The 24,444-nt window shown below is 67.6% G+C and carries 29 protein-coding genes; 12 read left to right on the forward strand and 17 right to left on the reverse strand.

All coding sequences use genetic code 11. The features are described from left to right. Nucleotides 1-170: 170 nt before the first annotated feature. The gene (gene ptsP / locus AC0IZJ_RS23755) at nt 171-1,949 is read right to left on the reverse strand and encodes a phosphoenolpyruvate--protein phosphotransferase (protein ID WP_471854047.1); all 1,779 of its coding nucleotides are present in this window, start codon (nt 1,947-1,949) and stop codon (nt 171-173) included. Between the two features lie 115 nt (nt 1,950-2,064). Here ptsP and AC0IZJ_RS23760 point away from each other — a divergent pair, with 115 nt between their 5' ends. After that, entirely contained in the window at nt 2,065-2,874 is an 810-nt protein-coding gene (locus AC0IZJ_RS23760) for a GNAT family N-acetyltransferase (RefSeq protein ID WP_471854048.1), read from the forward strand. Nucleotides 2,875-2,928: 54 nt separating this feature from the next. Here the strand turns inward: AC0IZJ_RS23760 and AC0IZJ_RS23765 are convergent, their stop codons facing one another. The 3 genes from AC0IZJ_RS23765 to AC0IZJ_RS23775 are packed head-to-tail and all read right to left on the reverse strand — an operon-like array spanning nt 2,929 to nt 4,074. Beyond that, complete coding sequence (locus AC0IZJ_RS23765) at nt 2,929-3,198, reverse strand: HPr family phosphocarrier protein (RefSeq protein ID WP_471854049.1); 270 nt, start codon at nt 3,196-3,198, stop codon at nt 2,929-2,931. Next, nucleotides 3,195-3,593 (reverse strand): PTS sugar transporter subunit IIA, encoded by a 399-nt coding sequence (locus AC0IZJ_RS23770; protein ID WP_471854050.1) that lies wholly within the window; start codon nt 3,591-3,593, stop codon nt 3,195-3,197. Before AC0IZJ_RS23770 ends, AC0IZJ_RS23765 begins: the two co-directional genes overlap by 4 nt. Before the next feature lie 10 nt (nt 3,594-3,603). Then, nucleotides 3,604-4,074: a hypothetical protein gene (locus AC0IZJ_RS23775; RefSeq protein WP_471854051.1), complete on the reverse strand. Its 471-nt coding sequence runs from the start codon at nt 4,072-4,074 to the stop codon at nt 3,604-3,606. Nucleotides 4,075-4,145: 71 nt separating this feature from the next. On the opposite strand from AC0IZJ_RS23775, the gene AC0IZJ_RS23780 reads away from it, so the two are divergent. The 4 genes from AC0IZJ_RS23780 to AC0IZJ_RS23795 all read left to right on the forward strand — a co-directional run bounded on the left by AC0IZJ_RS23780 (nt 4,146) and on the right by AC0IZJ_RS23795 (nt 8,228). After that, the gene (locus AC0IZJ_RS23780) at nt 4,146-5,384 is read left to right on the forward strand and encodes a CaiB/BaiF CoA transferase family protein (RefSeq protein ID WP_471854052.1); all 1,239 of its coding nucleotides are present in this window, start codon (nt 4,146-4,148) and stop codon (nt 5,382-5,384) included. Between the two features lie 140 nt (nt 5,385-5,524). Further along, a complete protein-coding gene (locus tag AC0IZJ_RS23785; protein ID WP_471854053.1) occupies nt 5,525-6,673 on the forward strand; it encodes a hypothetical protein in 1,149 nt (382 codons plus the stop codon). A 22-nt stretch (nt 6,674-6,695) separates the two neighbouring features. Continuing rightward, on the forward strand, nt 6,696-7,187 hold the full coding sequence (locus AC0IZJ_RS23790; protein WP_471854055.1) for a TlpA family protein disulfide reductase: 492 nt from the start codon (nt 6,696-6,698) through the stop codon (nt 7,185-7,187). Nucleotides 7,188-7,229: 42 nt separating this feature from the next. Then, nucleotides 7,230-8,228 carry an N-acetylmuramoyl-L-alanine amidase-like domain-containing protein gene (locus tag AC0IZJ_RS23795; RefSeq protein WP_471854056.1) on the forward strand — a complete coding sequence of 333 codons (999 nt, stop codon included), beginning with the start codon at nt 7,230-7,232 and terminating at the stop codon, nt 8,226-8,228. Here the strand turns inward: AC0IZJ_RS23795 and lipA are convergent, their stop codons facing one another. Then, complete coding sequence (gene lipA / locus AC0IZJ_RS23800) at nt 8,229-9,194, reverse strand: lipoyl synthase (protein ID WP_471854057.1); 966 nt, start codon at nt 9,192-9,194, stop codon at nt 8,229-8,231. It abuts the gene before it with no gap. 2 nt (nt 9,195-9,196) lie between these two features. Then, nucleotides 9,197-9,865 carry a lipoyl(octanoyl) transferase LipB gene (gene lipB, locus AC0IZJ_RS23805; protein ID WP_471854058.1) on the reverse strand — a complete coding sequence of 223 codons (669 nt, stop codon included), beginning with the start codon at nt 9,863-9,865 and terminating at the stop codon, nt 9,197-9,199. Nucleotides 9,866-9,921: 56 nt separating this feature from the next. Here lipB and AC0IZJ_RS23810 point away from each other — a divergent pair, with 56 nt between their 5' ends. After that, nucleotides 9,922-10,542 carry a tetratricopeptide repeat protein gene (locus tag AC0IZJ_RS23810; RefSeq protein WP_471854059.1) on the forward strand — a complete coding sequence of 207 codons (621 nt, stop codon included), beginning with the start codon at nt 9,922-9,924 and terminating at the stop codon, nt 10,540-10,542. On the opposite strand, the gene AC0IZJ_RS23815 is transcribed toward AC0IZJ_RS23810, so the two are convergent. From AC0IZJ_RS23815 to AC0IZJ_RS23840, 6 genes are read right to left on the reverse strand one after another with little or no spacing between them, the layout of a single operon-like run. Next, entirely contained in the window at nt 10,543-10,845 is a 303-nt protein-coding gene (locus AC0IZJ_RS23815) for a YbeD family protein (protein ID WP_471854060.1), read from the reverse strand. A gap of 17 nt (nt 10,846-10,862) precedes the next feature. After that, a complete protein-coding gene (locus AC0IZJ_RS23820; RefSeq protein WP_471854061.1) occupies nt 10,863-12,008 on the reverse strand; it encodes a D-alanyl-D-alanine carboxypeptidase family protein in 1,146 nt (381 codons plus the stop codon). 9 nt (nt 12,009-12,017) lie between these two features. Next, nucleotides 12,018-12,641: an alpha/beta hydrolase gene (locus tag AC0IZJ_RS23825; protein WP_471854062.1), complete on the reverse strand. Its 624-nt coding sequence runs from the start codon at nt 12,639-12,641 to the stop codon at nt 12,018-12,020. Next, entirely contained in the window at nt 12,638-12,964 is a 327-nt protein-coding gene (locus AC0IZJ_RS23830) for a (2Fe-2S) ferredoxin domain-containing protein (RefSeq protein ID WP_471854063.1), read from the reverse strand. The genes AC0IZJ_RS23825 and AC0IZJ_RS23830 overlap by 4 nt, the downstream gene beginning before the upstream one ends. Before the next feature lie 14 nt (nt 12,965-12,978). Then, nucleotides 12,979-14,079, reverse strand: coding sequence for a VanZ family protein (locus tag AC0IZJ_RS23835; RefSeq protein WP_471854064.1), 1,101 nt, complete (start codon nt 14,077-14,079; stop codon nt 12,979-12,981). Between the two features lie 14 nt (nt 14,080-14,093). Continuing rightward, entirely contained in the window at nt 14,094-14,522 is a 429-nt protein-coding gene (locus AC0IZJ_RS23840) for a CopD family protein (protein ID WP_471854065.1), read from the reverse strand. A gap of 365 nt (nt 14,523-14,887) precedes the next feature. On the opposite strand from AC0IZJ_RS23840, the gene hemB reads away from it, so the two are divergent. Beyond that, nucleotides 14,888-15,904, forward strand: a complete 1,017-nt coding sequence (gene hemB, locus AC0IZJ_RS23845; RefSeq protein WP_471854066.1) for a porphobilinogen synthase — start codon at nt 14,888-14,890, stop codon at nt 15,902-15,904. A gap of 5 nt (nt 15,905-15,909) precedes the next feature. Beyond that, entirely contained in the window at nt 15,910-17,016 is a 1,107-nt protein-coding gene (locus AC0IZJ_RS23850; RefSeq protein WP_471854067.1) for a magnesium transporter CorA family protein, read from the forward strand. A 6-nt stretch (nt 17,017-17,022) separates the two neighbouring features. Here the strand turns inward: AC0IZJ_RS23850 and ybeY are convergent, their stop codons facing one another. Next, complete coding sequence (gene ybeY / locus AC0IZJ_RS23855; protein WP_471854068.1) at nt 17,023-17,469, reverse strand: rRNA maturation RNase YbeY; 447 nt, start codon at nt 17,467-17,469, stop codon at nt 17,023-17,025. Then, nucleotides 17,466-18,440, reverse strand: a complete 975-nt coding sequence (locus AC0IZJ_RS23860; protein ID WP_471854069.1) for a PhoH family protein — start codon at nt 18,438-18,440, stop codon at nt 17,466-17,468. The genes ybeY and AC0IZJ_RS23860 overlap by 4 nt, the downstream gene beginning before the upstream one ends. An 89-nt stretch (nt 18,441-18,529) precedes the next feature. On the opposite strand from AC0IZJ_RS23860, the gene AC0IZJ_RS23865 reads away from it, so the two are divergent. From AC0IZJ_RS23865 to ruvB, 4 genes are all read left to right on the forward strand, one after another. Further along, nucleotides 18,530-19,942, forward strand: coding sequence for a sensor histidine kinase (locus AC0IZJ_RS23865; RefSeq protein WP_471854070.1), 1,413 nt, complete (start codon nt 18,530-18,532; stop codon nt 19,940-19,942). A 24-nt stretch (nt 19,943-19,966) separates the two neighbouring features. Then, complete coding sequence (locus tag AC0IZJ_RS23870; RefSeq protein ID WP_457422300.1) at nt 19,967-20,620, forward strand: response regulator; 654 nt, start codon at nt 19,967-19,969, stop codon at nt 20,618-20,620. 78 nt (nt 20,621-20,698) lie between these two features. Next, the gene (gene ruvA, locus AC0IZJ_RS23875) at nt 20,699-21,268 is read left to right on the forward strand and encodes a Holliday junction branch migration protein RuvA (RefSeq protein WP_471854071.1); all 570 of its coding nucleotides are present in this window, start codon (nt 20,699-20,701) and stop codon (nt 21,266-21,268) included. Then, complete coding sequence (gene ruvB, locus AC0IZJ_RS23880; protein ID WP_471854072.1) at nt 21,265-22,323, forward strand: Holliday junction branch migration DNA helicase RuvB; 1,059 nt, start codon at nt 21,265-21,267, stop codon at nt 22,321-22,323. Before ruvA ends, ruvB begins: the two co-directional genes overlap by 4 nt. Nucleotides 22,324-22,367: 44 nt before the next feature. Here ruvB and AC0IZJ_RS23885 read toward each other — a convergent pair whose 3' ends face one another. The 3 genes from AC0IZJ_RS23885 to AC0IZJ_RS23895 all read right to left on the reverse strand — a co-directional run bounded on the left by AC0IZJ_RS23885 (nt 22,368) and on the right by AC0IZJ_RS23895 (nt 24,429). After that, nucleotides 22,368-23,324: a porin gene (locus AC0IZJ_RS23885; RefSeq protein ID WP_471854073.1), complete on the reverse strand. Its 957-nt coding sequence runs from the start codon at nt 23,322-23,324 to the stop codon at nt 22,368-22,370. 137 nt (nt 23,325-23,461) lie between these two features. After that, complete coding sequence (locus AC0IZJ_RS23890) at nt 23,462-24,103, reverse strand: histidine phosphatase family protein (protein ID WP_471854220.1); 642 nt, start codon at nt 24,101-24,103, stop codon at nt 23,462-23,464. A 2-nt stretch (nt 24,104-24,105) separates the two neighbouring features. Further along, nucleotides 24,106-24,429 (reverse strand): DUF1840 domain-containing protein, encoded by a 324-nt coding sequence (locus AC0IZJ_RS23895; RefSeq protein WP_471854074.1) that lies wholly within the window; start codon nt 24,427-24,429, stop codon nt 24,106-24,108. Nucleotides 24,430-24,444 lie beyond the last annotated feature (15 nt).

The raw sequence follows: 24,444 nt of genomic DNA on the forward strand, positions 1-24,444 counted from the left end.
CGTCTCCAGATCACTCAGCGCTTTGTCATCAGCGAAGCCCACGACTGTAGCACAGGTTTTTGATCAGGCGCAAGCGTCCCATCAGTTCAATACCTTGTGCGGGCCCTCGCCGCAGGGCGTGCATCCCGCCAGTGGCGGAGCGCATGCCGCGGTTGACTTCCCGTGCTTACTCAATGAACTACAGCAGCCCCACCTCTGGCGGTTGCGAGTTCCTTGCTCGCCGCAGTCCGGGGATCTTCACTTTCAAGCACGCGCGGCAGTGCGGCCGCCAAGCGCTGGGTATCAGCGCGGAGCACGCGCTGCTTGACGGCAGGGATCTGCGAGGGATGCATGGAGAAGCTGCGCAGCCCCATCGCCAATAACAAGTCCGTGAAATCAGGGTCGCCGGCCATCTCACCGCAGACGCTGACCCCCTTACCCGCTGCGCGCGATTCCGCGATGGCGCGGCTGATGAGCTGCAACACCGCCGGGTGCCAAGGGTCGTACAGGTGGGCCACCGCCTCGTCGGCGCGGTCGATGGCCAGCGTGTACTGGATCAGGTCGTTGGTACCGATGGAGACGAAGTCCAGATGCCGCAGCAGCATCGGCAGCATGACCGCCGCAGCCGGGATCTCGATCATGACGCCGAGCTCGACGCGGGTGAAGGCGTGTCCCGCATCGGTGAGCTGCTGCTGCACCTTGCGGATGGTCTCGATGATCTGCTTTACCTCGCTGAGGTGAGCAACCATGGGCACGAGCAGCCTGACCTTGCCGAAGGCGCTGGCCCTGTAAATGGCGCGCAGCTGCTGGCGGAACATGCTCGGCTCGGCCAAGCTCCAGCGGATGGCGCGCAGGCCCATCGCCGGATTCAGCACATGCTCGTGGCGCAGCTCGGAAACGCTGAGGCGGTCGAGCGGCTTGTCGGCACCGATGTCCACAGTCCGGATCGTCACCGGCATTCCCTTCATCGCCTCGACGGCCGCCCTATAGACAACGAACTGCTCTTCTTCGCTCGGCAGTTCACCGTCGCGGTTCATGAAGAGGAACTCACTGCGGAACAGGCCTACGCCTGTCGCGCCCGCGGCCACGGCGGCTTCCGCGTCTGCCGGCATTTCAATGTTGGCGTGCAGTTCGATGTGCTCGCCGTCCAGGGTGACGGCGGGCGTGTGCCTCAGCCGCCCGAGGCGGGCGCGCTCCAGCTCGCTCTGGCGTTGGCGGAAGCGGTACTCCTCCAGCACGATAGGCGAGGGGTTGACGATGACGGTACCTGCGTCGCCGTCGATGATGACCCAGTCGTCCTGGCGGATGAGGCGCGAGGCCTCGCGGGTGCCGACGACCGCCGGGATGTCCAGGCTGCGCGCGACGATGGCGGTGTGCGAGGTTTTGCCGCCGATATCGGTGATGAAGCCGCGGAAAACGCTGCGCTTGAACTGGATCATGTCGGCCGGCGCGATGTCGGCGGCGACGAGCAGCAGCGGGTCTTCACCGCCGAAGTCGCGCGGCGTGACGGGCGTGGGTGTGTCGCCGAGGGCATGCGCCAGGGCGCGCAGCACGCGCTCCACCACCTGCTCCAGGTCGGCCTTGCGTTCGCGCAGGTAATCGTCCTCCATCTCGTCGAACTGGCGCGCGAGCACTTCGAGCTGGGCGGACAGTGCCCATTCGGCGTTGTAGTGGCGGTCGACGATCCACTGGCTGGCGCTGCCGGTGAGGGCCTCGTCGTGCAACAGCATCAGGTGCACGTCGAGCAACGCGGCCAGTTCGTGGGGCGCGTCGCCAGGCAGTTCATCGCGCAGCGTTTCAAGTTCGAGCACGACAGCATCGCGACCGCGCAGCAGGCGGGCGATTTCCGACGCAATCTGGTCAGGCGCGACGAAATAGTGCGCCACGTCGACACGGCTGGACGCCACGAGCACCGCGCGGCCGATGGCCACGCCGCGTGAGACCGCAATGCCGAACACCTGGAAACTCATCGCACACCCCGCAGTTCGAGGGGTCAATGTAGCCGGTTGTACGAGCGCCGCACGTCATGGTTTTTTCATTGCGCCTTCATGGCTGCGTCAAACCAGCCGCTCAGCATTCCGCCGCATGAATCGCAGTCACATCGTCACGCGTGCGCCGTCGCAAGCCCCTGCCCTGCCGCGCCTGGAGCGCGCCACTCCCACCCGCCTGAGCGTCAGCTGGGCCAGCAGCGAGTCAGAGGTGCGCGAAGCCCAGGCGCTGCGCCACCAGGTGTTCGCGGTCGAAATGGGCGCGCGCCTGGCGCCGGCCAACGGCAAGGCGACCGGCCTGGATGTCGACCTCTTCGATGCCTACTGTGAGCATGTGCTGGTGCGCGCGGGCAGCGAGGACGGCGACGAGCCTGGCCCCGTCGTCGGCACCTACCGCGTGCTGACCCCGGCGGCCGCCAAGCGCGCCGGCGGCTTCTACAGCGACACCGAATTCGATCTCACCCGGCTGCGCGGCATGCGTTCGCGTGTGGCGGAGATCGGCCGCTCCTGCGTGCATGCCGACCACCGCAGCGGTGGCGCCATCATTGCGCTGTGGGGCGCGATGGCCGACTTCATGAACCGCAACGGGCTGGACACCGTCATCGGCTGCGCCAGCGTCAGCATGCGGGACGGCGGGCATTTCGCGGCCAGCCTGTGGAAGCAGATGGCGGCCACGCACCTTGCGCCCATCGACTGCCAGGTCCGCCCGCGCCTGCCGCTGCCAATCGCCCATCTGCGCCAGGACCTGAACGTCGAGGCGCCGGCGTTGATCCGCGGCTATCTCCGCTGCGGCGCCAAGCTCATGGGCGAGCCGGCCTGGGACCCGGACTTCAACACCGCCGACCTGCCGCTGCTGGTGCGCATGGCGGACCTGCCAGAGCGCTTTCGCCGCATCACCAGCTTTTAAGCCAGTTGGGGACAAAACTACTCGCTGCGCTCGATCGGTCTGTCCCGCAAGGTCTTATTGACCTTCGCCGAACTTGTCGTTGACGAGCGCGGTGATCGCGTCCTGCGCCGCCTGTTCATCTTCGCCCTCGGTCTCCAGTTCGACGGAGGCGCCAAGGCCGGCGGCCAGCATCATGACGCCCATGATGCTCTTGGCATTCACACGACGGCCGTTGCGTGTCATGTGGACATCGCACTTGAAACTGCCGGCCAGCTTGGTCAGCTTGGCCGAGGCGCGTGCGTGAAGACCCAGCTTGTTGCTGATGGTGAGGGTGGAAGTGATCATTCGTCGGAAGGCAAGGGAGGCGTGGCGACGACGCCGGCGACCGCGCCTTGCACGGCGCGCCGGGCCAGTTCGGTCAAGGACTTCTGGCTGGCGTAGCAGAGCGTGCGCCACAGCATGGGCACGCTGACGCCGCTGAGCACCTGCACCTGCTCCCCCGCCAGGCGCAGTGCGCCGTTGCAGGGGGTGGCGCCGAAGACGTCGGTCAAGACCAGCCACTCGGGCTGGCTGGCGTCGGTCATCAGCGCGCGAGCGGCCGTCTCGACATCGTCGGCGCACATGCCGGGGTGCACGTCCAATACGGTCAGCGTGGGCGCACAGTCCGGAAAGGTGTGTTCAGCCACCTGCCGCAGCGCAGAAGCGAGCGGCGCGTGGGCAATCACGAGGAGTTGGGCCATGAGCGGGATGTTAGCGGGCGGGCTCGATAGCCCCTGCCACACGCATGCCGCCGAGGAAGCTGTCCCACGCGGCTGAATCGTCTCGCGGCGCCGTCATCAGCGCCTGATAGACCCGCCCGCCATGGGAGAACACGGCCAGCCGGGCGGCGCCGCTGGCGCCGGCCATGCGGTACTGGGCGGCTTCGGGCAGGGGCGTCATGCCGGGAACCTGGAGCGGCTGCGCCAACGGCAGCGGCTGACCGACCTTGGCGGCCAGGGCCAGCGCCATGGCCTTGAGCGCGGGCCCTGACTGGCTAGGGTCGGGGGCGTCCGCCCAGGACAGCGCGAATCTCATTCCCGCAGCCTCGCACTGGGCCAGGCCCATGCCGGGCCGCTGCTCGACCTCCGGCTTGCAGGGGAAGAGCGCCACGGCGTTGGACTGCGCCGGCCGCACCTCGCGCCAGTTCAGCGCTGGCTGGCACGCGGCCAGCAAAACCAGCATTAGGGCAAATCCGGCGATGAGGCGATGGTGCATCGCCCAATTATCTGCAGGCAGCCCCCGACAATTCCGCCATGCAAGATTTGCCCTCCCCTCAAGCACTGTCTGGCGTGCGCGTGCTGGACCTGTCCCGCGTGCTGGCCGGCCCTTGGTGCACGCAGACGCTGGCGGACCTGGGTGCCGACGTCATCAAGATCGAACGGCCTGGCAGCGGTGACGACACGCGCGCCTGGGGGCCGCCTTACTTGAAAGACGCGCACGGGCGGGACACGACCGAGGCCGCGTACTTCCTCGGGGCCAACCGCAACAAGCGCTCGCTCGCCGTGGATCTCGCCACGCCCGAGGGGCAGACCATCGTGCGCAAGCTGGCCGCCCAGGTCGACGTGCTGGTGGAGAACTTCAAGGTCGGCGACCTGGCCCGCTATGGGCTGGACGCGCAAAGCCTGCTGGCCGAGCACCCCGGGCTCGTCATCTGCTCCATCACCGGCTTCGGCCAGACGGGCCCATACGCCGAGCGCGCCGGCTACGACTACGCCGTGCAGGGCATGGGCGGGCTGATGAGCGTGACCGGCGAGCGCGACGACCTTCCCGGCGGCGGGCCGCAAAAGGTGGGCGTCGCGGTGGCCGACCTCTTCACCGGCATGTACGCCACCGTCGCCATCCTGGCCGCGCTGCGCCACCGCGACGCCACCGGCCAGGGCCAGGTCATCGACATGGCGCTGCTGGACACCCAGCTCGCCATGCTGGCCAACCTGGGCAGCAACTACCTGTGCAGCGGCCAGGTGCCTGGGCGCATGGGCAATGCGCACCAGAACATCGTCCCCTACCAGGTGTTCGAGGCCAGTGACGGCCACCTGATCCTGGCCGTGGGCAACGACCGCCAGTTCGCCAAGTTCTGCGACGTGGCAGGCAGACCGGATTGGGCAGCGGACGCGCGTTTTGCCACCAATTCGGAGCGTGTCCGTCATCGCGCCATCCTCGTGCCGCAGCTGGCTGAAGCCATCCGCCTGCGCCCCCGCAACGACTGGCTGAGCGCGCTGGAGGCCGCCAAGGTGCCTTGCGGCTCCATCAATGGCATCGACGAGGCGCTGACCGACCCGCAGGCGCAGGCGCGCGGTGCGGTCGTCGGCATGGATCACCCGCTGACGCCGGATTTACGCCTCGTCGCCAGTCCGATGAAGCTGTCGGCCACGCCGGTTCAGTACCGACATGCGCCGCCGCTGCTCGGCCAGCACAGCGACGAATTGCTGCGAGAAGCCGGCTGTAGTGCGGAGGAAATCACGAACTGGCGCGCCAACGGTGTGATCGCTTGAGGGCAAACCCACCCCTAAACCAAGGGTTTCCCCCTGCCCAGGGGATGGAGGTTGGCGCGCCCTGTGCCCAGCATGCGTTCTCGCACCGCGGCGGGCCAACAACTTAGAACCATCCGCCGCGGCTTGTCGTCATCGGGGTCATGTCCACACCGCCTTCTTCAGCGCCAGTCAGCGCCGCCAACGATGTCACGCCTGAGCCCACGCCGGTGCAGTGGGCCGACATCGTCCAGCAATTGGGCGCCGAGATCGCCGGGCCGCTGAGCGCGGCGCTGGAACAGATCCAGGCCCTTGCCACCAGTGGCCAGATCGACCGCCGCGGCTTGCGCCTGCTGCGCCGCAGCGTCGACGACGCTCGCACCGCCGGCATGCTGGGCCAGCAGCTCTCGCGCCTGGCCTCCGGCCGCCTGCGCCTGAACCGTGAGCGCCAGCACCTCACGCAGATGCTGCGCAGCGTACTGGCCCAGCGAAGCCGCGAGACCCAGGCGCGCGGCGTGCAGGTGCGGCAGTCGCTGCAGGCCGTGGAGATCTGGGCCGACGGCGCGCTGCTGTTTGCGCTGTTGAACGCGCTGATGGATTGGGCGCTGGCCAACACGCATTCTTCCGTCGACCTGCGCCTGGACCTGACCCCCTGGCCCGTGAAGGCGCGCCTGAGCTGCCGCTTTGCCCACCGCTCGCTGGAGCTGCTGGGTGACCACCCGGAACCACGAGCAGCGTCCGCCGGCCTGGACTCGCTGGCCTGGAAGCTGCTGGAGCAGACGGCCATCACCTTGGGCGTGCTGCCGCTGCGCGAGCAGGAGGCCGGCATCACGCTGCTGACGCTGGAGTTCAACCAGCTTGCCCCCGACGAAGCGCCGCCGCCCGACAGCACTCAAGCGCGGCTGGAGGCGGAAGTCGAGCGCATGGGCGGCAACTCGCGCCCACTGGCCGGCTGCCAGTTGCTGATCCTGGCGGCCAACCGCGACCTGCGCACGGAGGCCCAGGCTGCCGTGCGCCACATGGGCATGCTGGTGGACGTGGTGGGCAGCGTGGCCGAGGCCGAGCAGTTCTGCCGCGAGGGCCTGCCGCATGCGCTGCTGTTCGACGCGGCGCTGATGAACGAGGCCCTGCTGCAACTGATCGCCGAGGTGATGCGCGACGCGCCGGACTTCTGCTTCGTCGAGATGTTCGACGCCGAGCACCGCACCCAGCTGTCCACGGCCACCGACGACGGCCTGGCCCGCATCTCGCGCCGCCATTTCCCCGACGCGCTGCCGTCGCTGCTGATGTTCGAGCTCGCCAAGAGGAATTGACGGGTTTCCTAGAATGCGGCCCATGCTCAAGCGCCGCACTCTCGTTCCTGCCCTCGCGCTGATCTGCGCTGCCGCACTCGGCGGCTGCGCCCGAGAACGCGCGCCTGAGGTCAGCTACACCCTGTTGAGTGGCCAGAAGGCCGGCTCCCAGCAGTGGGCTGGCAAGGTCATGCTGGTGAACTTCTGGGCCACGAGCTGCGCGACCTGCGTGAAGGAAATGCCGCAGATCGTCGCTACGCACGACAAGTTCAAGGCCCGCGGCTTCGACACGCTGGCCGTGGCCATGAGCTACGACCCGCCAGCCTTTGTGTCCCGGTTTGCCGAGACGCGCCAGCTGCCCTTCGGCGTGGCCATCGACAACACCGGCAGCGTCGCCCAGGCCTTCGGCCCGGTGCAGATGACGCCGACGACCTTCCTCATCAACAAGCGCGGTGAGATCGTCAAGCGCTACGTCGGTGAGCCGGATTTCTCATCCCTGCACGAGTTGATCGAGAAGCTGCTGGCCGAGGCCTGAGCCCACGCGGCAGCGCACCGGCCCATGGCTGACACTGCGGCGATGAAGCAACTTGGCGCCCTGGCCCTTTCACTCTTGCTGGCCGCCTGCGCGCACCAGCCCGGCACCCCGCCGCCGGCGCTGCCGCGCATCGAACCTACCGCCGCACAGCTAGATGCAGCACGCCGCGTCGGGCTGGATGGCGCCGAGCTGGGCTCGCTGCTCAACAAGCCGCTGTACCGGATGCAGCCTGCCGAGCTGGGCCGCTTCCTTGCCTGGCAACAGCTGGACCAGCCCGACCTGCGCCGGCGCATCGCGGCGCTGGCGCGCAAGAACATTGGCCAGCCCTACGAGCTCTATCTATTGGGCGAGTTTCCCTACGAAACCTACGACAGCCAGCCGCTGTTCAACCTCACCAAAAGCGACTGCGTCGTGTTCGCCGAGCACATCTACGCGATGGCGCTGAGCGCATCGTGGGAGGAGTTCTTCTGGATGCTGCAGCGCCTGCGCTACCGCGACGGCGTCATTGGCACGGCCACGCGCAACCACTACACGGAAGCCGACTGGAACATCGCCAACAGCTGGCTGGTGCAGGACGTCACTGGCGCGTTGGGTGCACCGACACAGGCCTACCGGCAGCGCATCGACCGCAGCGCATTCCTGCGCAAGCAATTCAAGATCGTGCGCGACATCCCCGTGCAGCAGTTCGAAGACGTGTTCGTCGCCAAGCAGGACGTGGCCGCCATCGAGACGCAGCTGCAGGAAGGCGATTTCGTCAACGTGATCTCGGGTCGCGACGGTGGCTATTGGGCCTCGCACGTCGGCCTCATCGTCATTGGCAGTGACGGCCGGCGCAACATCGTGCACTCGGCCGAGCCGCAGGTGCGCGAGGAGCCGTTGCAGAGCTTCATCGCCCGCCTGGACGAGCGCGACTCACGCCAGGCTGGCCAGAAAAAACCTCAGCTGGTGGGCTTCAAGTTCCTGCGCCTCAACGACGCGCCGCGGGTGCCGCCGATGGCACCGCAGCCCAGGCCTGCACGACCTGCCGCATTGCTGGGCTGATCAGGCGGCGGTGGGGTTCAGGGCCGCGTGGGCCTGCTCGTCCGCGTGGTAACTGCTCCGCACCATCGCACCCACGGCCGCGTGCGTGAAGCCCAGCTCGTAGGCTTCCTTCTCGAACTGCTTGAACATCTCAGGCGTCACATAGCGGCGCACCGGCAGGTGGTGGCCGGACGGCGCGAGGTACTGGCCGATGGTGATCATGTCGATGTTGTGCGCGCGCATGTCGCGCATCACCTGGCGGATCTCGTCGTCGGTCTCGCCCAGGCCGACCATGATGCCGCTCTTGGTCGGCACGCCCGGCACTTCTTCCTTGAAGCGGCGCAGCAGGTCCAGGCTGAACTGGTAGTCCGAACCCGGGCGCGCTTCCTTGTACAGGCGCGGCGCGGTTTCCAGGTTGTGGTTCATCACGTCCGGCGGCGCGGCCTTCAGGATGTTCAGCGCGCGGTCCGCGCGGCCGCGGAAGTCGGGCACCAGCACCTCGATCTGCGTCTGCGGCGACAGTTCGCGCGTCTTGATGATGCACTCGGCGAAATGACCGGCGCCGCCGTCCTTCAGGTCATCGCGGTCCACGCTGGTGATGACGACGTACTTCAGCTTCAGCGCGGCGATCGTCTTGGCCAAGTTCAGCGGCTCGTCCACGTCCAGCGGGTCCGGCCGGCCGTGGCCGACGTCGCAGAACGGGCAGCGGCGCGTGCACTTGTCGCCCATGATCATGAAGGTGGCCGTGCCCTTGCCGAAGCATTCGCCGATGTTCGGGCAGGAGGCTTCCTCGCAGACGGTGTGCAGCTTGTGCTCGCGCAGGATCTGCTTGATCTCGTAGAAGCGGGTCGACGGCGAACCAGCCTTGACGCGAATCCAGTCCGGCTTCTTCAGCACCTCGGCCGGAACGATCTTGATGGGGATGCGCGAAGTCTTGGCTTCGGCCTTTTGCTTGATCGTCGGGTCGTAGGTGGTCGTGTCGGACATGGTCATGACGTGAACTGTGCCGAGAGCCGTTCGGCGAGCCGCCCGGCCGCGGTCGGCCAGTCGGTGAAAACCCCGATTTTATCGAGGGATGTAGTTTCCAGCCCTTCGTATCCGCACGGGTTGATGCGCTGGAAGGGTTCCAGGTCCATCGCCACGTTCAGCGCGAGGCCGTGGAAGGTGCAGTGCCGGCTGACCTTGATGCCCAGGGCGGCCACCTTGGCCAGATCCTTGAAGGCATTCGCCGGGTCGACCGGGCCGGCCAGCGCGGCGTGGCTGCCAGGGTCGGCCGGGCGCACGTAGATGCCGGGTGCGCCGGCCACGCGCAGGCCGGTCACGCCATAGCTGTCGAGCGTCTGGATGATGGACGTCTCCAAACGGTAGACGTATTCCTTGACGAAGATGCCGAGGCGCCGCAGGTCGATGAGCGGATAGGCCGTCACCTGGCCAGGGCCGTGATACGTGACCTGGCCACCGCGCTCGGTCGGCACCACGGGAATGTCGCCCGGCAACAGCAGATGCTCCGGCTTGCCGGCGATGCCTTGGGTGAAGGTGGGCGGGTGCTCGCAGAGCCAGAGCTCGTCCGGCGTGTCGGCATCCCGCACCGCCGTGAAGGCGCGCATGGCCTCCAGCGTGGGCAGGTAATCAACCCGTCCGAGGGACTTGACGATCATGCGGGCATCATAGGCAGGCGCTGTAAGCCCTTGCCCGCCCCAACCGACTTGCCACGATGAAGATTCCGCTGATTGCCGCCTTGTTGGTCACCGCCTCGCTGGCCCACGCCACCTCGCTCGATGATGCATTGGCCGCCTACGACGAGGGCAAGTTGAAGATTGCCGCAAGGGGCTTCACCGCCGCCGCCAAGCGCGGGGAGGCGCTGGGCCAGTTCAACCTGGCGATGATGAACCTGCGCCGCGAACTGCCCGGCGCGAGCGATGCGAAGGCCTGGCAATGGCTGGAGCGCGCCGCGGCGCAGAAGTTCGCGCTGGCCGAGAACGCGCTGGGCGAGATGGTCGAGCAGGGCCGCCGTGGCAAGCCCGACCCGGCTGCGGCTTGCGATTGGTTCGAACGCGCCGCAGAACACGGCAACGGCGAAGGCGCGCTGGCGATCGCCACCTGCTTTTACCTGGGCCGTGGCCGGGCGCAGGACATGAGCCAGGCGCACCGCTGGTACCTCGAAGCCGCCAAGGCCGGCGACGTTGGCGCGCAATACCTCGTCGCGTCGATGTTCGAGACGGGGCTGGGCGTGGAAGCGGATGCGCGGCTGGCGCGCTACTGGTACGAGGCGGCCGCCAAGAACGGCGACGTGGCGGCCAAGGCCAAGATCACGGCGCTGGACAGCGCCACCTGATCACAGCACCACCTTGACCATCGGATGCGTCGTCAGCGTCCGGTAGATCTCGTCCAACTGCTCCCGGCTGGTGGCCGTGATGGTGATGGTCAGGCCGAGGTAGTTGCCGGCCTTGCTCGGGCGCTGCTCGATGGTGGCCGGATCGAAGCCGGGGTCGAACTGTTTCGCCACATGCGCGATGGCCTCGACGAAGCCGTCGGCCTTGGCGCCCATGACCTTGATCGGGAACTGCGACGGGTACTCGATGAGCGATTTTTCGGGCGGCACGTCGGGCAGTTCAGGCAAATCAGGCGGCAGATTCATCGCAACCTCCTCACTGCTCACTTGATCCACAAGCGGATGGAGTCGAACGCACGGCCGAGCAGGCCCGCTTGCGGCACGGTCTCCTGCACGATCAGCGGCACCTCGGCCACCGGCGCGCCGGCCGTCGTCGTCACGCGCAGCGTGCCCACGCGCTGGCCCTTGTTGAGCGGCGCGACCAGCGGGTCGGTGTGCTCCACCTGCGTTTGCAGCTTGCCGGCATCGCCCCGCGGCACGGCGACGAAGATGGCATCCGCAGCGCCCAGCTTGACCTCCTTGGCCTCGCCCTTCCAGACCGGCACGGTCTTGATGGCGGTGCCGGCGTCGAAGACCTTGACCGCATCGAAGGCCGTGTAGCCCCAGTTCAGCAGCTTCTGGCTCTCGCTGGCGCGGGCCTCTTTGGACGACGTGCCCATGACGACGCTGAGCAGGCGGCGCTTGCCGTTGGGGAAATCGCGGTTGGCGCTGGAGACGAGGCAGTAGCCGGCCGCCTCGGTGTAGCCGGTCTTCATGCCGTCGACAGTCGGGTCGCGGCGCAGCAGCAGGTTGCGGTTGTCCTGGCGGATCTTGTTGAAGGTGTAGTCGCGCTGCGAGTAGTAGGCGTAGTACTCGGGGTAGTCCGTGATGATGTGGGCCGCGATGGTGGCGATGTCGCGCGCGCTGCTCCGGTGGCCCGGCTCGGTCATGCCGCTCACGTTGCGGAACTCGGTGTTCTTCAGGCCCCAGGCCTGGGCCTGGCGGTTCATCAGCTGCACGAAGTTCTCGACCGTGCCGCCCACGCCTTCCGCCAGCGCCACGGCGGCGTCATTGCCGCTCTGGATGATGAGGCCGCGCAGCAGCTCGTCGACCTTGGGCGTCATCGTCGTGTCGATGAACATCAGCGAAGGGTCGCCCTTGCGCTCGTCCCAGGCCCGCTTGGACACGGGCAGCGTCTGCTCCAGCGTCAGCTTCTTCTCGCGCAATGCGCCGAAGACGACGTAGGCGGTCATCAGCTTGGTGAGCGACGCCGGATCTTGGGGCGCATCAGCCTCGCGCTCGGCGAGGGTCTTGCGCGTCGTCAGGTCGATCAGCACGTAGTTGCGCGCGGCGATCTCGGGCGGCAGCGGCGCCTGGGCTTGCGCAGTCAGGGACAGCGCGGTGAGGAGGGAAGCTAGCAGTCGTTTCATGGATTCGGGTCAGGCACGGGCCGGATCAAAGGCGCGCACCACAAGTGACTTGAGCAGCGGCAGCTGCCCATGGAAGAAGTGGCCCACGCCGGGGACGACGGTGACCGGCAGGCTCTGCGGGCGGGCCCAGTCGAGCACGGCGGAGAGGGGCACAACGTCGTCGACCTCGCCGTGGATGACCACGGTGTCGGCCGGCACGGGGGCGGTATCGAAACGGCTCGTGGCGGGGCCGACGAGGACGAGGCGCTGCGCGGGCGGGTCGGTGCGCAGCGCAGCTTGGGAAGCAACGAAGCCGCCAAAGGAGAAGCCGGACAGGATCAGCGCCTCGCCGGGCGTGCGGACGGCAGCGAGCACGGCGAGTGCGTCATCCACCTCGCCGCGGCCCTCATCCCACGCGCCTTCAGACTGGCCGATGCCACGGAAGTTGAAGCGCACGGCGCGCCAGCCCAGCTGGATGAAGGCGCGCGCCAGGGTCTGCACGACCTTGTTGTCCATCGTGCCGCCCTGGGTCGGGTTGGGGTGGCAGATCAGCGCCGTGCCGACGGGCGTGACGCCGTCGGGCGGGAGGTCGATGGCCACCTCGATCTGGCCGGCCGGGCCGGCGACGAGGCGTTTCTCGGTCTGCGAGTTCATCGACCGACGTTGTCCGGCAGCACCAGGCGCTCGACGACCTTGCCGTCACGCAGATGGCTTTCGACGATCTCGTCGATGTCGCTCTTGTCGACCCAGGAATACCAGACGGCTTCTGGATAGACCACGGCCACCGGCCCGCCGGCACAGCGGTCCAGGCAGCCGGCCTTGTTGACGCGCACGCCACCCTTGCCGGCCAGGCCGAGCTGCTTCACGCGGGACTTGCAGTGGTCGAAGGCGGCTTGCGCATCGTGGTCGCCGCAGCTGGACTCACCGTTGCTGCGCTGGTTCAGGCAGACGAAGACGTGGCGTTGGTAGTAGCTCATCGAGGTGGATTGTCTCAGCTTGGCCGTTGCACCAGCCGCGCCGCGAGCCAGACCAGGGCGATGAAGGGCCATGTCCAGGCCACCCAGCGCGTCAGGCCGTAGAGGTTGACGAAGCGGCCATGCTCCCAGGCCTGCAGATTCAGCGTCAGATAGGGGTCGCCGGGCGCGACGCTGATGAGGCCGATCAGCGCGCACAGCACGAAGAGGCCCAACGCCGCAGCCACGCGCGACGGCAGCAGGCAGGCCAGCAGCGACAGCACGATGCCAAGCCCCACGCCCGGCCGCGTCGCATCGCTGAGCCAGGCCCAGGCGTGGTCGGGCCCGAAGGCCATGGCCGTCGCCGTGGTCGTGCCCAGCAGGCCAAGCAGCACCGCACCGCCCGCCAGCACGAGGCGGCGCAGGCCGGGGCGGGCGACCGTGATCATCAGCAGCACGGGCGCCACCAGGCCCAACGCGATCGCCAGCGCCTGAAGGCCCGGCGGCAGTTCGTGTTCAACGGCAACCGTATCGCCCCAGCTCAGCGCCCACGGCGTGCCGGACAGGCCGTCCATCAGCGTCTCGCGCCACCAGGGCAGCCACTGACCAAGGCCGAAGGGCAAGGGTGTCGGATACAGCAGGGCCAGCGGCCACAGGGCCAGCAGGGCCAGGGCCGGCGCGCTGCTGGTGCCGAACCAGTGGTCGCGCACGTCCTCCCAGCGCTGCAGGCCGCCCAGGCTGTTGAGGAGCACGCCCAGCAGTGCGCCCAGCATGCTGCCGGCGGAATTCAGCGCCCAGTCCGACAGCGACGGCACACGACCAGGCAGGAAGAACTGCATCGTCTCCATCACAAAGGACACCGCCGGCCCCGGCAGCAGGCCGAACAGAAGTGACGCGCGCAGACCCCAGCCGGAACGCATCCCCGCCGCGAAGCCCAGCAGGCCGAGCGGGATGTAGCCGATCAGGTTGGCCTGCATGTCATAGGCGTAGAAGCGCGGTGGCCAAGGCAGGCCGAATACCCACGGCAGGCCCATGCCCGGCGGCCAGCGCCAAGGAAAGAAAGGGTAGAGGCTCGCGTAGACGACCAGCCCGATGTGGGCCAGCAGCAGCCAGGTGGCGGAACTCTGCCGGTGGCGCATGCCCGGGGTGATCCTCAGAACGGCTTGACCGTCACCAGCACGACGATGGCGGTGAACAGCAGCACGGCGCTCTCGTTGTAGACGCGGAACCACTTGTGGCTGCGGCGGTTGGACAGCTCCTCGAAGCTGCGCAGCAGGCGGCGGTTCATGTGGTGCAGGCCGATGGCACCGACGACGAGCAGCATCTTGGCGTGCAGCCAGTAGCTGCCCGAGAAGCGGCTGGCGCCCCAACCCACCAGCACCCAGATCCCCAGCAGCAGCGCCACGCCCATCAGGATGCTGCTGAACCGATGCAGCTTGTGCGCCATCAGCAGCAGGCGCTCACGTTCGGCATGGCTGTCGGGCGCCACCATGGCCAGGTTGACGAAGATGCGCGGCAGATAGAAGAGGCCAGCAAACCAGGCGGCGACGAAGACGATGTGAAAGGCTTTGACCCAGAGCATGGCGGCATTATGGGCAGCCAGTGAGGCAGAAGCAGTCAAGTCCGGTTGCGCAGCAGCAGGGCTTGCAGATGGACGAAAGCCGCGCCGCCAGGTGCGCTGCGCGACTGCGCAGGCGGGTTCGCGAAGCGGCACGGCGCTTTCGTACAGATGAAAAAAAGCCCCGGTAGAACCGGGGCGAGAAAGCCTTTTCGCTGTCATCACGTCAAGGCTCCTGCTCAGGGAGGAAAAGCAGGGAACGACGACCTTGCGGCTATCATTCGCTGACAAGTTTAGCGCGCTTGAGCGGTAGCCGTCACGAATAAATGACGCTGGATGTGTCGTCCATCACAAGCCGGGCCGCAGCCCCCGCAGATTGAGGATTCGACGTGCCCCGCTCAGTTATCACCTCCGCCGCCTTCCCTGCGGCACGCCCCCGCCGGCTGCGCCGCGACGCCTTCACGCGCGCCCTGGTGCGCGAGCATTCGCTGCTGGCCAGCGACCTCATCCTGCCCGTCTTCATCCACGAAGGCGAGAACCACCTGGACGCCGTCAAGTCCATGCCCGGCGTCTCGCGCCAGAGCCTGGATCACCTGTTGCGCACCGCCGAACAGTGCGTGGAACTCGGCGTGCCGGTCATCGCACTTTTCCCGGTCATCGACGCCGCACTGAAGACGCCCGACGGCGCCGAGGCGCTGAACCCCGACGGCTTGGTGCCACGCGCCGTGCGGGCGCTCAAACAGAACTTCCCGCAGCTCGGCGTGCTGACCGACGTGGCGCTGGACCCGTTCACCAGCCACGGGCAGGACGGCGTCATCGACGACAGCGGCTACATCCTCAACGACCCGACCGTCGAGATCCTGGCAAAGCAGGCCATCGTGCAGGCCGACGCGGGCGTCGACATCGTCGCTCCCAGCGACATGATGGACGGTCGCATCGGCGCCATCCGCCAGGCGCTGGAGGCCGCCGGCCACATCCACACGCGCATCATGGCCTATAGCGCCAAGTACGCGAGCGCCTTCTACGGCCCCTTCCGCGACGCCGTCGGCTCGGCCGCCAACCTGGGCAAGGCCGACAAGAAGACCTACCAGATGGACCCCGGCAACAGCGACGAGGCGCTGCGCGAGGTGGCGCTGGACCTGGCCGAGGGCGCCGACATGGTGATGGTGAAGCCCGGCATGCCCTACCTCGACATCGTGCGGCGCGTGAAGGAGGAGTTCCGCGTGCCGACATTCGCCTACCAGGTCAGCGGTGAGTACGCGATGGTCAAGGCCGCCGCGGCCAATGGCTGGCTGGACCATGACGCCGTCATGATGGAGTCGCTGCTGGCCTTCAAGCGCGCGGGGGCGGATGGCGTGCTGAGCTATTTCGCGCTCGACGCCGCACGGCTGCTGAAGAAGGGTTGAGGCCCATGCGGGTCTTCCACATCGAGCCGGACCGCTTTACCGAGCTGCCGGCCCTGCCCGACACGCTGCCCGCGCGCGGCTTCCTGTGGCTGGGCTACGGGCGGCGCGAGTTCGAGGTGGGCGAGGCGGCCGCGCAGCAGGCGCTGGCGCGCTGGGGCTGCGGCAACATCGTCGACCTGCACGTAGCGGATCTGATCAACAACCAGTTGCCCTCGCACTTCGACTACACCTCCTGGTACGACATGCTGGTGTTCCGCCGGCTGGCGGCCGCACCCGGCAGCGCCGAGCTGTTCGTGGACGACGAGCACGGCACGCTGGCGTCGGCGCAGAAGGCGATGCGCTCCATCGACACCAGCCCGGTGGGTTTCGCGGTGTTCGACCGCGTGCTGGTCACGGTGCATCCGACCGACTGTCAGGTGCGCGAGTTCTTTGCGCAGAAGCTGGACCGTCTTATCGAAGGGCGCGACAAGGCCCCCGCGCGCGGCAGCGCCCGCCTGCCGCTGAGCCCCGCCGACCTGATGCTGCGCATGGTCAACCACATGGTGGACAGCTACCTGGAGCTGCGCCGCCTGCTGACCCGCCAGCTCGGCACGCTGCAGCGCGTGCTGCTGGATCAAAGCAGCGAGTTCAACGACTGGCCCCTGCTGCTTGAGAGCCGCGACGCGCTGCACCGGCTGGAAGACACCTGCGAGGACCAGCGCGCCGCCATCCAGGAATGGATAGACGCGCTGGACGAATGGCCGGCCGACGGCGACCCGCACGAGACCCGTGAGCGAGAGCTGCTGCGGGTGCGTTCGCGCGACGTGCTGGAGCATGTGGAGCGTGTGCTGACCCATGTGCGCCGGCTGGAGTCGTCGGCCGAGTCTGCCGTGCAGATGCATTTCAGCGCGCTCGGCCACCGCACCAACAGCATCATGCGCACGCTGACCGTGCTGACGGCCATCTTCCTGCCGCTGAACCTGATCACCGGCATCTTCGGCATGAACTTCGAATGGATGCCGCTGATCAAGAACCCCCACGGGTTCTGGGAAGCGGCGCTGTTGATCGGGGCCGTGGCGCTGGGGCTGTGGCTGCTGTTCCGCAGCAAGCGCTATCTGGGTTCCGGCAAGTAGCGCCGGCTAGGGTTTGCGGCGATACGGGTCCGCAAAGCCCAGGCCGAGCAGGATCTCGGTCTCCCGCGCCTCCATGGCCTCGGCCTCGTCGTCGGCCTCGTGGTCGAAGCCCTGCGCGTGCAACGTGCCGTGCACGAGCATGTGCGCGTAGTGGTCCAGCAGCGGGATGCCCATCTCAGCGGCCTCGCGCTCCACGACCTCGGCGCAGATGACCAGGTCCGCGCCGACGACCGGCTCGTGGCTGTAGTCGAAGGTCAGCACATTGGTCGCGTAGTCCTTGCTGCGGTACTCGCGGTTCAGCGCACGGCCCTCATCGGCACCGACGATGCGCACGGCAATCTCGCCCGGCAGCTCCAGCGCCGCACGGATGAAGCGCTGCACCTTGTGGCGCGGCAGCAGCGCGCGGTGGCGCGGATCGGCGAACTGCAGCGACAGGTTCAACTCCGGCTTCATATCTCGCGCGCCTCGCGCAAGGCTCTCGCCTCATAAGCCTCGACGATGCGGGCCACCAGCGGGTGGCGCACGACGTCGGCACTGGTGAAACGCGTCATGGCGATCCCCTTGACCTTGGCCAGCACATGCTCGGCGTCGATGAGGCCGGACTGGGTGCCGCGTGGCAGGTCGATCTGGCTGGTGTCGCCGGTGACGACGCATTTGCTGCCGAAGCCGATGCGGGTCAGGAACATCTTCATCTGCTCGGGCGTCGTGTTCTGCGCCTCGTCGAGGATGACGAAGGCGTGGTTGAGCGTGCGCCCACGCATGAATGCAAGCGGGGCGACCTCCAGCTGGGCTTTCTCGAAGGCCTTGGTGACGCGGTCGAACCCGAGCAGGTCGTAGAGGGCGTCGTAGAGCGGGCGCAGATAGGGGTCGACCTTCTGCGTCAGGTCGCCGGGCAGGAAGCCCAGGCGCTCGCCGGCCTCGACGGCCGGACGGGTCAGGATGATGCGCTGCACGGCCGAGCGCTCCAGCGCGTCCACCGCGCAAGCCACGGCCAGGAAGGTCTTGCCCGTCCCGGCCGGGCCGAGGCCGAAGGTGATGTCGTGCGACAGGATCTGCTGCAGGTATTGATGCTGGCGCGGCGTGCGGGCCGCCAGGTCGGCGCGGCGCGTGCGCAGCACCAGGCCGCCGTCGTCGCCCGGCTTGGCTTCGGCGGCCTCGCTGGCCTCCGGCGTCTTGGCCTCGATGAGAGCCAGCTGCATGGTCTCGGCGGGCAAGGCGCGGCGCGCGCGCTCGTAGAGCGTCTCCAGCAAGGCCTTGGTGCGCTCGGCCGCGGCCTTGGGGCCGTCGACGCGGAACTCCGCGTCGCGGCGGCTCAGCTTCACGCCCAGCGCCGCCTCGATCTCGCGCAGGTGAATGTCCAGGCTGCCGCAGACACGGGCCAGGCGGGTGTTGTCGACGGGTTCGAGGACGAAGCGCAGGATCACTTTGTGGCGTCAAAAGCGAGTGGACCGCGATTGTCGCTGGTGCATTCCCCGCCCTGCCCGGCACCGGGCCTCCCGCACAATGCCGCCCCATGACGTCCCCCACCGCGCGCAGGCCTGCAATGGCCTGGCGCCCGCCCCTGTTCCTGTTGATGGCCCTGGCTGCGCTATGGCCGGCGGCCGCCCACGCCCAGACGCAGGCCGGCCTGTACTGGGCCGCCACGCTGCACGGCTGGCTGGCGGCCATGCTGGCGCTGATGGCCACGGTCGTCGGCCTGGTCTCCAGCCCGCATCACCGCGAGCGGCCGTCCAGCTTCCTCGTCGGCATGATGCTGAGCTGGGTTGTGCTGCGCGCCACTGCTGCACCGGGCGCCGCTGGCCTGAGACCGCTGCTGATGACGCTGCTGGTGCTCTGCGGCGTGCAGTTCCTGTTGCGCCAGATGAACTGGAAGCGCAGCTGGATCGACCACGCCCTGCTCATCCAATGCCTGGTCGTGCCCGCCAGCCTGCTGCTGATGGGCGGCCAGGTAGGCGCCCTCGGCACGATCTGGCATGCAGTGCTGAGCCTGGAGCTCGTGGCCGCAATGGGCTGGTCGCTGTGGCTGCGCCGCCTGCGCCTGCAGGCCTCGCCCGACGAAACGCAAGCGCGCGAGCTGCGCCTCATGGCTGTGCTGCTGTTGCCGACGATGGTGGCCCTGCTGGCCGAGATGTTCCTGGCAGGCGTCAGCGAATCGCTGTGGTGGACGGCCTCGCCGTGGCTCGGCCTGATGTTGCCGCTGCTGATGCTGGCCCTGGGGCTGCAGCTCGTGAACAACGTCGCGCACGCGCGCGCCGACGCCGAGAAGCGGATTGCCTCTGTCGAGCAACGCATGGCCGATCGCATTGCTGAAGTGGAACGCAGCCACAGCCAGCTCGCCGAACAGAAGCTGGAGCAGGTCACCGAGCGCGAGCGCAAGCGCATCGCCGCCGACCTGCACGACGACCTCGGCGCCAAGCTGCTGACCATCGTGCACACCAGCGAGTCCGACCGCATCTCGACGCTCGCGCGCGAGGCGCTGGAGGAGATGCGGCTGTCGGTGCGCGGCCTGACGGGCAAGCCGGTGCACCTCATCGACGCCTTGGGCGACTGGCGCGCCGAGGTCGTCTCGCGGCTGGGCCAGGCCAACATCCTGGCCGAATGGAAGAGCCCTGCGGAGGACATCGAGCACACCTTCCAGGCCCGCTCCTATGTGCAAACGACGCGCATCCTGCGCGAGTCGGTATCCAACATCATCAAGCACAGCGGCGCCACGAACGCGACCATCTCCAGCGCCTTCCAGGACGGCGACTTTGTGCTGACCATCCAGGACAACGGCCAGGGCATCCCGTCTGAACTGGACGGCCGGCTGGACAGAGGGCACGGCATGGCGAGCATGAAATCACGTGCCAAGCAAATGCATGGCCAGTGTCTGGTTGAATCCGGGCCGGGCTGGGGTACCGTTATCCGGCTGACCATCCCGCTGTGATTTCGATCTGACTCCAAGGCCCTCATGAACCACATCCTGCTGCTCGAAGATATCCCGGAGATCCGCGCCTGGTTGAAGGCCCTGGTCAAGCAGGTGTTCGCCAACGCCCAGATCACCGAATGCTCGCGGGTGCAGGACGCACTCTCCCTCGTCAACGGCCAACGCTTCACGCTCGCGCTGCTGGACCTGGGCCTGCCCGACGGTTCGGGCGTCGAAGTCATCGCCGCGCTGCGCGAGAAGCAGCCCGAGGTGCAGTCGGTCATCGTCACCATCCATGACGACGACGAGCACCTCTTCCCCGCCCTGCAGGCCGGCGCCTTCGGCTATCTGCTGAAGGAACAGTCCCGCGAGCTGCTGGTGGAGCAGCTGCAACGCATGAGCGGTGGCGAGCCGCCGCTGTCGCCGTCCATCGCGCGCAAGGTCATCGCCTATTTCGCCGCGCAGGTGAAGAAGCCGTCGTCGACGCTGCTGCACGAGGTCTCACTGACCGACCGCGAGACCGAGGTGCTGCTGCGCGTCGCCAAGGGCTATACGCTGCCTGAAATCGGCGTGCAACTGGGCCTGAGCCGCCACACGATTGCCGACTACGTGAAGCAGATCTACCGCAAGCTCAACGTGAGCTCGCGCGCCGAGGCCGCGCTGGAAGCGCAGCGCCTGGGTTTGTTCGGTCGAAACTAATGATTTGGGGATGGACCTGCGTGCGCAGCGCGCAGCTCCGTCCTCAACTGACTCAGCGTCGGCCCAGATAATGGGGCAATGATTGGAAGACTGACTGGCGTCATCGCCGAGAAATCGCCCCCGCAGGTCGTCATCGACGTGGCGGGCGTGGGCTACGAGGTGGACGTGCCGATGAGCACCTTCTTCAACCTCGGCGGTCTGGGCGAGCGGGCGGTGCTGCTGACCCACCTGACCGTGCGAGAAGACGCGCACCAGCTCTTCGGCTTCCTCACGCACGAGGAACGCGCCACCTTCCGCATGCTCATCAAGATCAGCGGCGTCGGCCCGAAGATGGCGCTGGGCCTGCTGTCCGGCCTGTCCGTGCCCGAACTGGCGCAAGCCGTGACGCGCCAGGAGGCCGGCCGGCTGACCAAGGTGCCGGGCATAGGCAAGAAAACGGCAGAACGGCTGCTGCTGGAGCTCAAGGGCAAGCTCGGCGCCGACCTTGCGCTGCCCGCCACGGTGGCCAACGATGCCCAGGCGGACATCCTGCAGGCGCTGGTCGCGCTGGGCTACAGCGAGAAAGACGCCGCCGCGGCGCTGAAAGCCCTGCCGCCTGATGTCGGCGTCAGCGACGGCATCAAGCTCGCGATGAAGAAGCTGTCGTGAGCATCCAGACCGACGATTTCGCCCCCGCGCCGCGACTGATCAGCGCAGCGCCCGAGTCCGCCCGCGAAGAGGCGATGGAACGCGCGCTCCGGCCCAAGCATCTCGACGACTACGTCGGCCAGGTCAAGGCCCGCGAGCAATTGGAAATCTTCATCGGCGCCGCCAGGAAGCGCCGCGAGGCGCTGGACCATGTGCTGCTGTTCGGCCCGCCGGGGCTGGGCAAGACGACGCTGTCCCACATCATCGCCGCCGAGCTGGGCGTGAACCTGCGCCAGACCTCCGGCCCGGTGCTGGAAAAGCCCAAGGACCTGGCCGCCATACTCACCAATCTCGAGAAGAACGATGTCCTGTTCATCGACGAGATCCACCGTCTGAGTCCCGTCGTCGAGGAGATCCTCTACCCGGCGCTGGAGGACTATCAGATCGACATCATGATCGGCGAGGGCCCGGCGGCGCGCTCGATCAAGCTGGACCTGCAGCCCTTCACGCTCGTGGGCGCCACGACGCGCGCCGGCATGCTGACCAATCCGCTGCGCGACCGTTTCGGCATCGTCGCGCGGCTGGAGTTCTACACCCCGGCCGAACTGCAGCGCATCGTCACCCGCTCCGCCGGCCTGCTGGGCGCGCCCATCGACGCCGACGGCGCGTTGGAAATCGCCCGCCGCTCACGCGGCACGCCGCGCATCGCCAACCGCCTGCTGCGCCGCGTGCGCGACTATGCCGAGGTCAAGGCCGACGGCCGCATCGTGGCCGGCATTGCCGACAAGGCGCTGGCGATGCTGGACGTCGATTCGCAAGGCTTCGACCTGATGGACCGCAAGCTGCTGGAAGCCGTCGTGCATCGCTTCGACGGCGGACCGGTGGGCCTGGAGAACGTCGCCGCCGCCATCGGCGAGGAAGCAGGCACCATCGAGGACGTCATCGAGCCCTACCTGATCCAGCAGGGCTTTTTGCAGCGCACGCCGCGCGGCCGCATTGCGACCGTCGCTGCCTACCGCCACCTGGGTCTGGCGCCCCCTGGCAACAAGAGCGCGCCCGATCTGTTCGGAGAATGAAAAAAGCGCCCCGAAGGGCGCTTTCTGTTTCCGGTCCCGAAGGATCAGAAGTTGTGGCGCACGCCCACAGCCAGCGAGTCGAAGTCGCCAGCCTTGTTGGCCAGCTTCTGGTCGATGCTGGTGTAGAAGCCGTAGACCTTGGTGCGCTTGCTCAGGTTGTAGTTGTAGCCCAGCGTCCACTGCGAACCACCAGCGAAGCGGAACGTGCCGTCGCCGCCGGACTTGGTGCCGCCGACGTTGACGTGGAACTCGGAAGCGCCGGTCGTGTACATGGCCGACACGCGACCGATGTCACGCGAACGGAAGCCGTTGACTTCTTCACGCTGGTAGTAACCAGCCACCAGGAAGGGACCGAACGCGTAATCGGCCTCAAGCGTGTAATTCTTGCGGCGAGCGGCCGTGTCGGCTTGCGAGTAGGTCGCGCCGATGTGCAGGCCATTCATCTCGTAGTTGCCCGACAGATCGAACGCGCGTGCATCCCCGGCCGTGCCTTCACCAGCGTGGGCGCTGGCGATGAAGCTGAAGCCACCCATCGTCGGCGAGAAGTAGCCGATCTTGTTGGTGCGGAAGCCGAAGGCAAAGGACGAGAACAGCGCGTCCGAGGACGTGCCGGTGTCGTGGTTGTGGTTGCTGACGCGGTCGACCGTCGAGAAGTACGAATCAGGGAACCAGGAACCCAGGCGGACAGTACCGAACGAACCGATCAGCTCGACGTTGGCTTGGCGGCTCCAGAACTGCGTGCCGCCGGAGGCTGCACCGGTGTCCGAATTCAGGCCGTGCTCCAGGTTGAAAGCAGCCTTCAGGCCGCCACCCAGGTCTTCCGTGCCACGCACGCCGAGACGGGAGCTGTTGTTCTCCATCACGGACTTGCGATCCTGGTTGCCGACCTTCTGGCTTTCAACCGTGGTGTTCAGGCGACCCCACAGGGTGACCGAGCTTTGTGCGAAAGCGGGAGCGGCCGAAATAGCGGCGAGCGCGGCAACGAGTGCGATTTTCTTCATCGTGGGCCTTTGAAAAGGGGGTTGCGGCGGGTTGACAGCCCGGCCGGGGGAGGACAAGTAGAAACGAGTATAGGAGGGACCTTTGTCACAACCGACACGAGCGACGTGCCGATGCAACAGTTGGCCTAGGGGTCAGTTCAGGCGGCGATGTCGTCGGCACTCAGGCCGGCGAGGTGGCGGTCGTCGTTCCAGCCGACCAGCGTGAAGCCTTCGGGCGTGGCGAGCAGGCGGTTGATCGTCGCGTTGCCAAGCTGCCAGCTGCGCGGCGCGTCCAGTGCGGTTCGCGTCGCCGCTCGATAGAGGCAATCCAGTACGCCGCCATGCGCGACCAGCGCAATGTTGTCGCCCGGATGGGCGGCCACGATGCGGCGGGCGGCTGCCAAGCAGCGGGTGCTGAAGGTGTTCAGGCTTTCGCCGCCGCCGACGTCGAAGTCGGGCTCGCGCCTGCGCCAGCGGGCGGAATCCTCGGGATGGTTCTGCGCAATCTCGTCCCAGCTCAGGCCCTCGAAGCGGCCGAAGGCGCGCTCGCGCAGGCCGGCATCGGTTCGCACAACAAGCCCGTGGACGCTTGCTAGCGCCTCGGCGGTCTGGCGGGCGCGGCTGAGGTCGCTGGCATAGACGGCGGCCAAGGTTTCGTCGGACAAGGCTTCGGCCAGGCGCTGAGCCTGCGCGAGGCCCAGCGCGCTGAGCGGGATGTCGGTATGGCCCTGGATGCGAGTCGCACGGTTCCAGGTGGTCTCGCCATGGCGGATGACGATGAGCCGGGTGGCCTGCTCCAGCACTAGACGCCCCAGACGACGTCCGCACCCTCGCGCTGGCTGCGCACCATCAGCTCGCGCAAGGGCCAGGCCCGCTGGCGCAGGGTCACGCCCTGGCGACGCGGCACGGGTTCGCCGGCCGCCTTGGCAGCGTCGACGGCGCGCTGGAATTGCGCATCGTCGTCGGCGACACCGGCTTCCAGCGCCTGGACCAGGCCGGGCAGGACTGCGGCTTCGAGGATGCCTTGCGGGGCCGGTTCACGGCCCATCAGGCGCAACACGGCGTCGCCGGACTCGCCCAGCATGACGACGTCGGCACCAGCCTTGGATTTGAAGCGGTAGAGCATGGGCGCATTGTGGCG

The sequence above is a fragment of the Roseateles sp. AC306 genome (assembly GCF_979253795.1).

Coding starts and splice junctions, on each gene's coding strand:
- ptsP (WP_471854047.1), bottom strand. CDS start 1,949: ATGAGTTTCCAGGTGTTCGGCATTGCGGTCTCACGCGGCGTGGCCATC.
- AC0IZJ_RS23760 (WP_471854048.1), top strand. CDS start 2,065: ATGAATCGCAGTCACATCGTCACGCGTGCGCCGTCGCAAGCCCCTGCC.
- AC0IZJ_RS23765 (WP_471854049.1), bottom strand. CDS start 3,198: ATGATCACTTCCACCCTCACCATCAGCAACAAGCTGGGTCTTCACGCA.
- AC0IZJ_RS23770 (WP_471854050.1), bottom strand. CDS start 3,593: ATGGCCCAACTCCTCGTGATTGCCCACGCGCCGCTCGCTTCTGCGCTG.
- AC0IZJ_RS23775 (WP_471854051.1), bottom strand. CDS start 4,074: ATGCTGGTTTTGCTGGCCGCGTGCCAGCCAGCGCTGAACTGGCGCGAG.
- AC0IZJ_RS23780 (WP_471854052.1), top strand. CDS start 4,146: ATGCAAGATTTGCCCTCCCCTCAAGCACTGTCTGGCGTGCGCGTGCTG.
- AC0IZJ_RS23785 (WP_471854053.1), top strand. CDS start 5,525: ATGTCCACACCGCCTTCTTCAGCGCCAGTCAGCGCCGCCAACGATGTC.
- AC0IZJ_RS23790 (WP_471854055.1), top strand. CDS start 6,696: ATGCTCAAGCGCCGCACTCTCGTTCCTGCCCTCGCGCTGATCTGCGCT.
- AC0IZJ_RS23795 (WP_471854056.1), top strand. CDS start 7,230: ATGAAGCAACTTGGCGCCCTGGCCCTTTCACTCTTGCTGGCCGCCTGC.
- lipA (WP_471854057.1), bottom strand. CDS start 9,194: ATGTCCGACACGACCACCTACGACCCGACGATCAAGCAAAAGGCCGAA.
- lipB (WP_471854058.1), bottom strand. CDS start 9,865: ATGATCGTCAAGTCCCTCGGACGGGTTGATTACCTGCCCACGCTGGAG.
- AC0IZJ_RS23810 (WP_471854059.1), top strand. CDS start 9,922: ATGAAGATTCCGCTGATTGCCGCCTTGTTGGTCACCGCCTCGCTGGCC.
- AC0IZJ_RS23815 (WP_471854060.1), bottom strand. CDS start 10,845: ATGAATCTGCCGCCTGATTTGCCTGAACTGCCCGACGTGCCGCCCGAA.
- AC0IZJ_RS23820 (WP_471854061.1), bottom strand. CDS start 12,008: ATGAAACGACTGCTAGCTTCCCTCCTCACCGCGCTGTCCCTGACTGCG.
- AC0IZJ_RS23825 (WP_471854062.1), bottom strand. CDS start 12,641: ATGAACTCGCAGACCGAGAAACGCCTCGTCGCCGGCCCGGCCGGCCAG.
- AC0IZJ_RS23830 (WP_471854063.1), bottom strand. CDS start 12,964: ATGAGCTACTACCAACGCCACGTCTTCGTCTGCCTGAACCAGCGCAGC.
- AC0IZJ_RS23835 (WP_471854064.1), bottom strand. CDS start 14,079: ATGCGCCACCGGCAGAGTTCCGCCACCTGGCTGCTGCTGGCCCACATC.
- AC0IZJ_RS23840 (WP_471854065.1), bottom strand. CDS start 14,522: ATGCTCTGGGTCAAAGCCTTTCACATCGTCTTCGTCGCCGCCTGGTTT.
- AC0IZJ_RS23850 (WP_471854067.1), top strand. CDS start 15,910: ATGCGGGTCTTCCACATCGAGCCGGACCGCTTTACCGAGCTGCCGGCC.
- ybeY (WP_471854068.1), bottom strand. CDS start 17,469: ATGAAGCCGGAGTTGAACCTGTCGCTGCAGTTCGCCGATCCGCGCCAC.
- AC0IZJ_RS23865 (WP_471854070.1), top strand. CDS start 18,530: ATGACGTCCCCCACCGCGCGCAGGCCTGCAATGGCCTGGCGCCCGCCC.
- AC0IZJ_RS23870 (WP_457422300.1), top strand. CDS start 19,967: ATGAACCACATCCTGCTGCTCGAAGATATCCCGGAGATCCGCGCCTGG.
- ruvA (WP_471854071.1), top strand. CDS start 20,699: ATGATTGGAAGACTGACTGGCGTCATCGCCGAGAAATCGCCCCCGCAG.
- AC0IZJ_RS23885 (WP_471854073.1), bottom strand. CDS start 23,324: ATGAAGAAAATCGCACTCGTTGCCGCGCTCGCCGCTATTTCGGCCGCT.
- AC0IZJ_RS23895 (WP_471854074.1), bottom strand. CDS start 24,429: ATGCTCTACCGCTTCAAATCCAAGGCTGGTGCCGACGTCGTCATGCTG.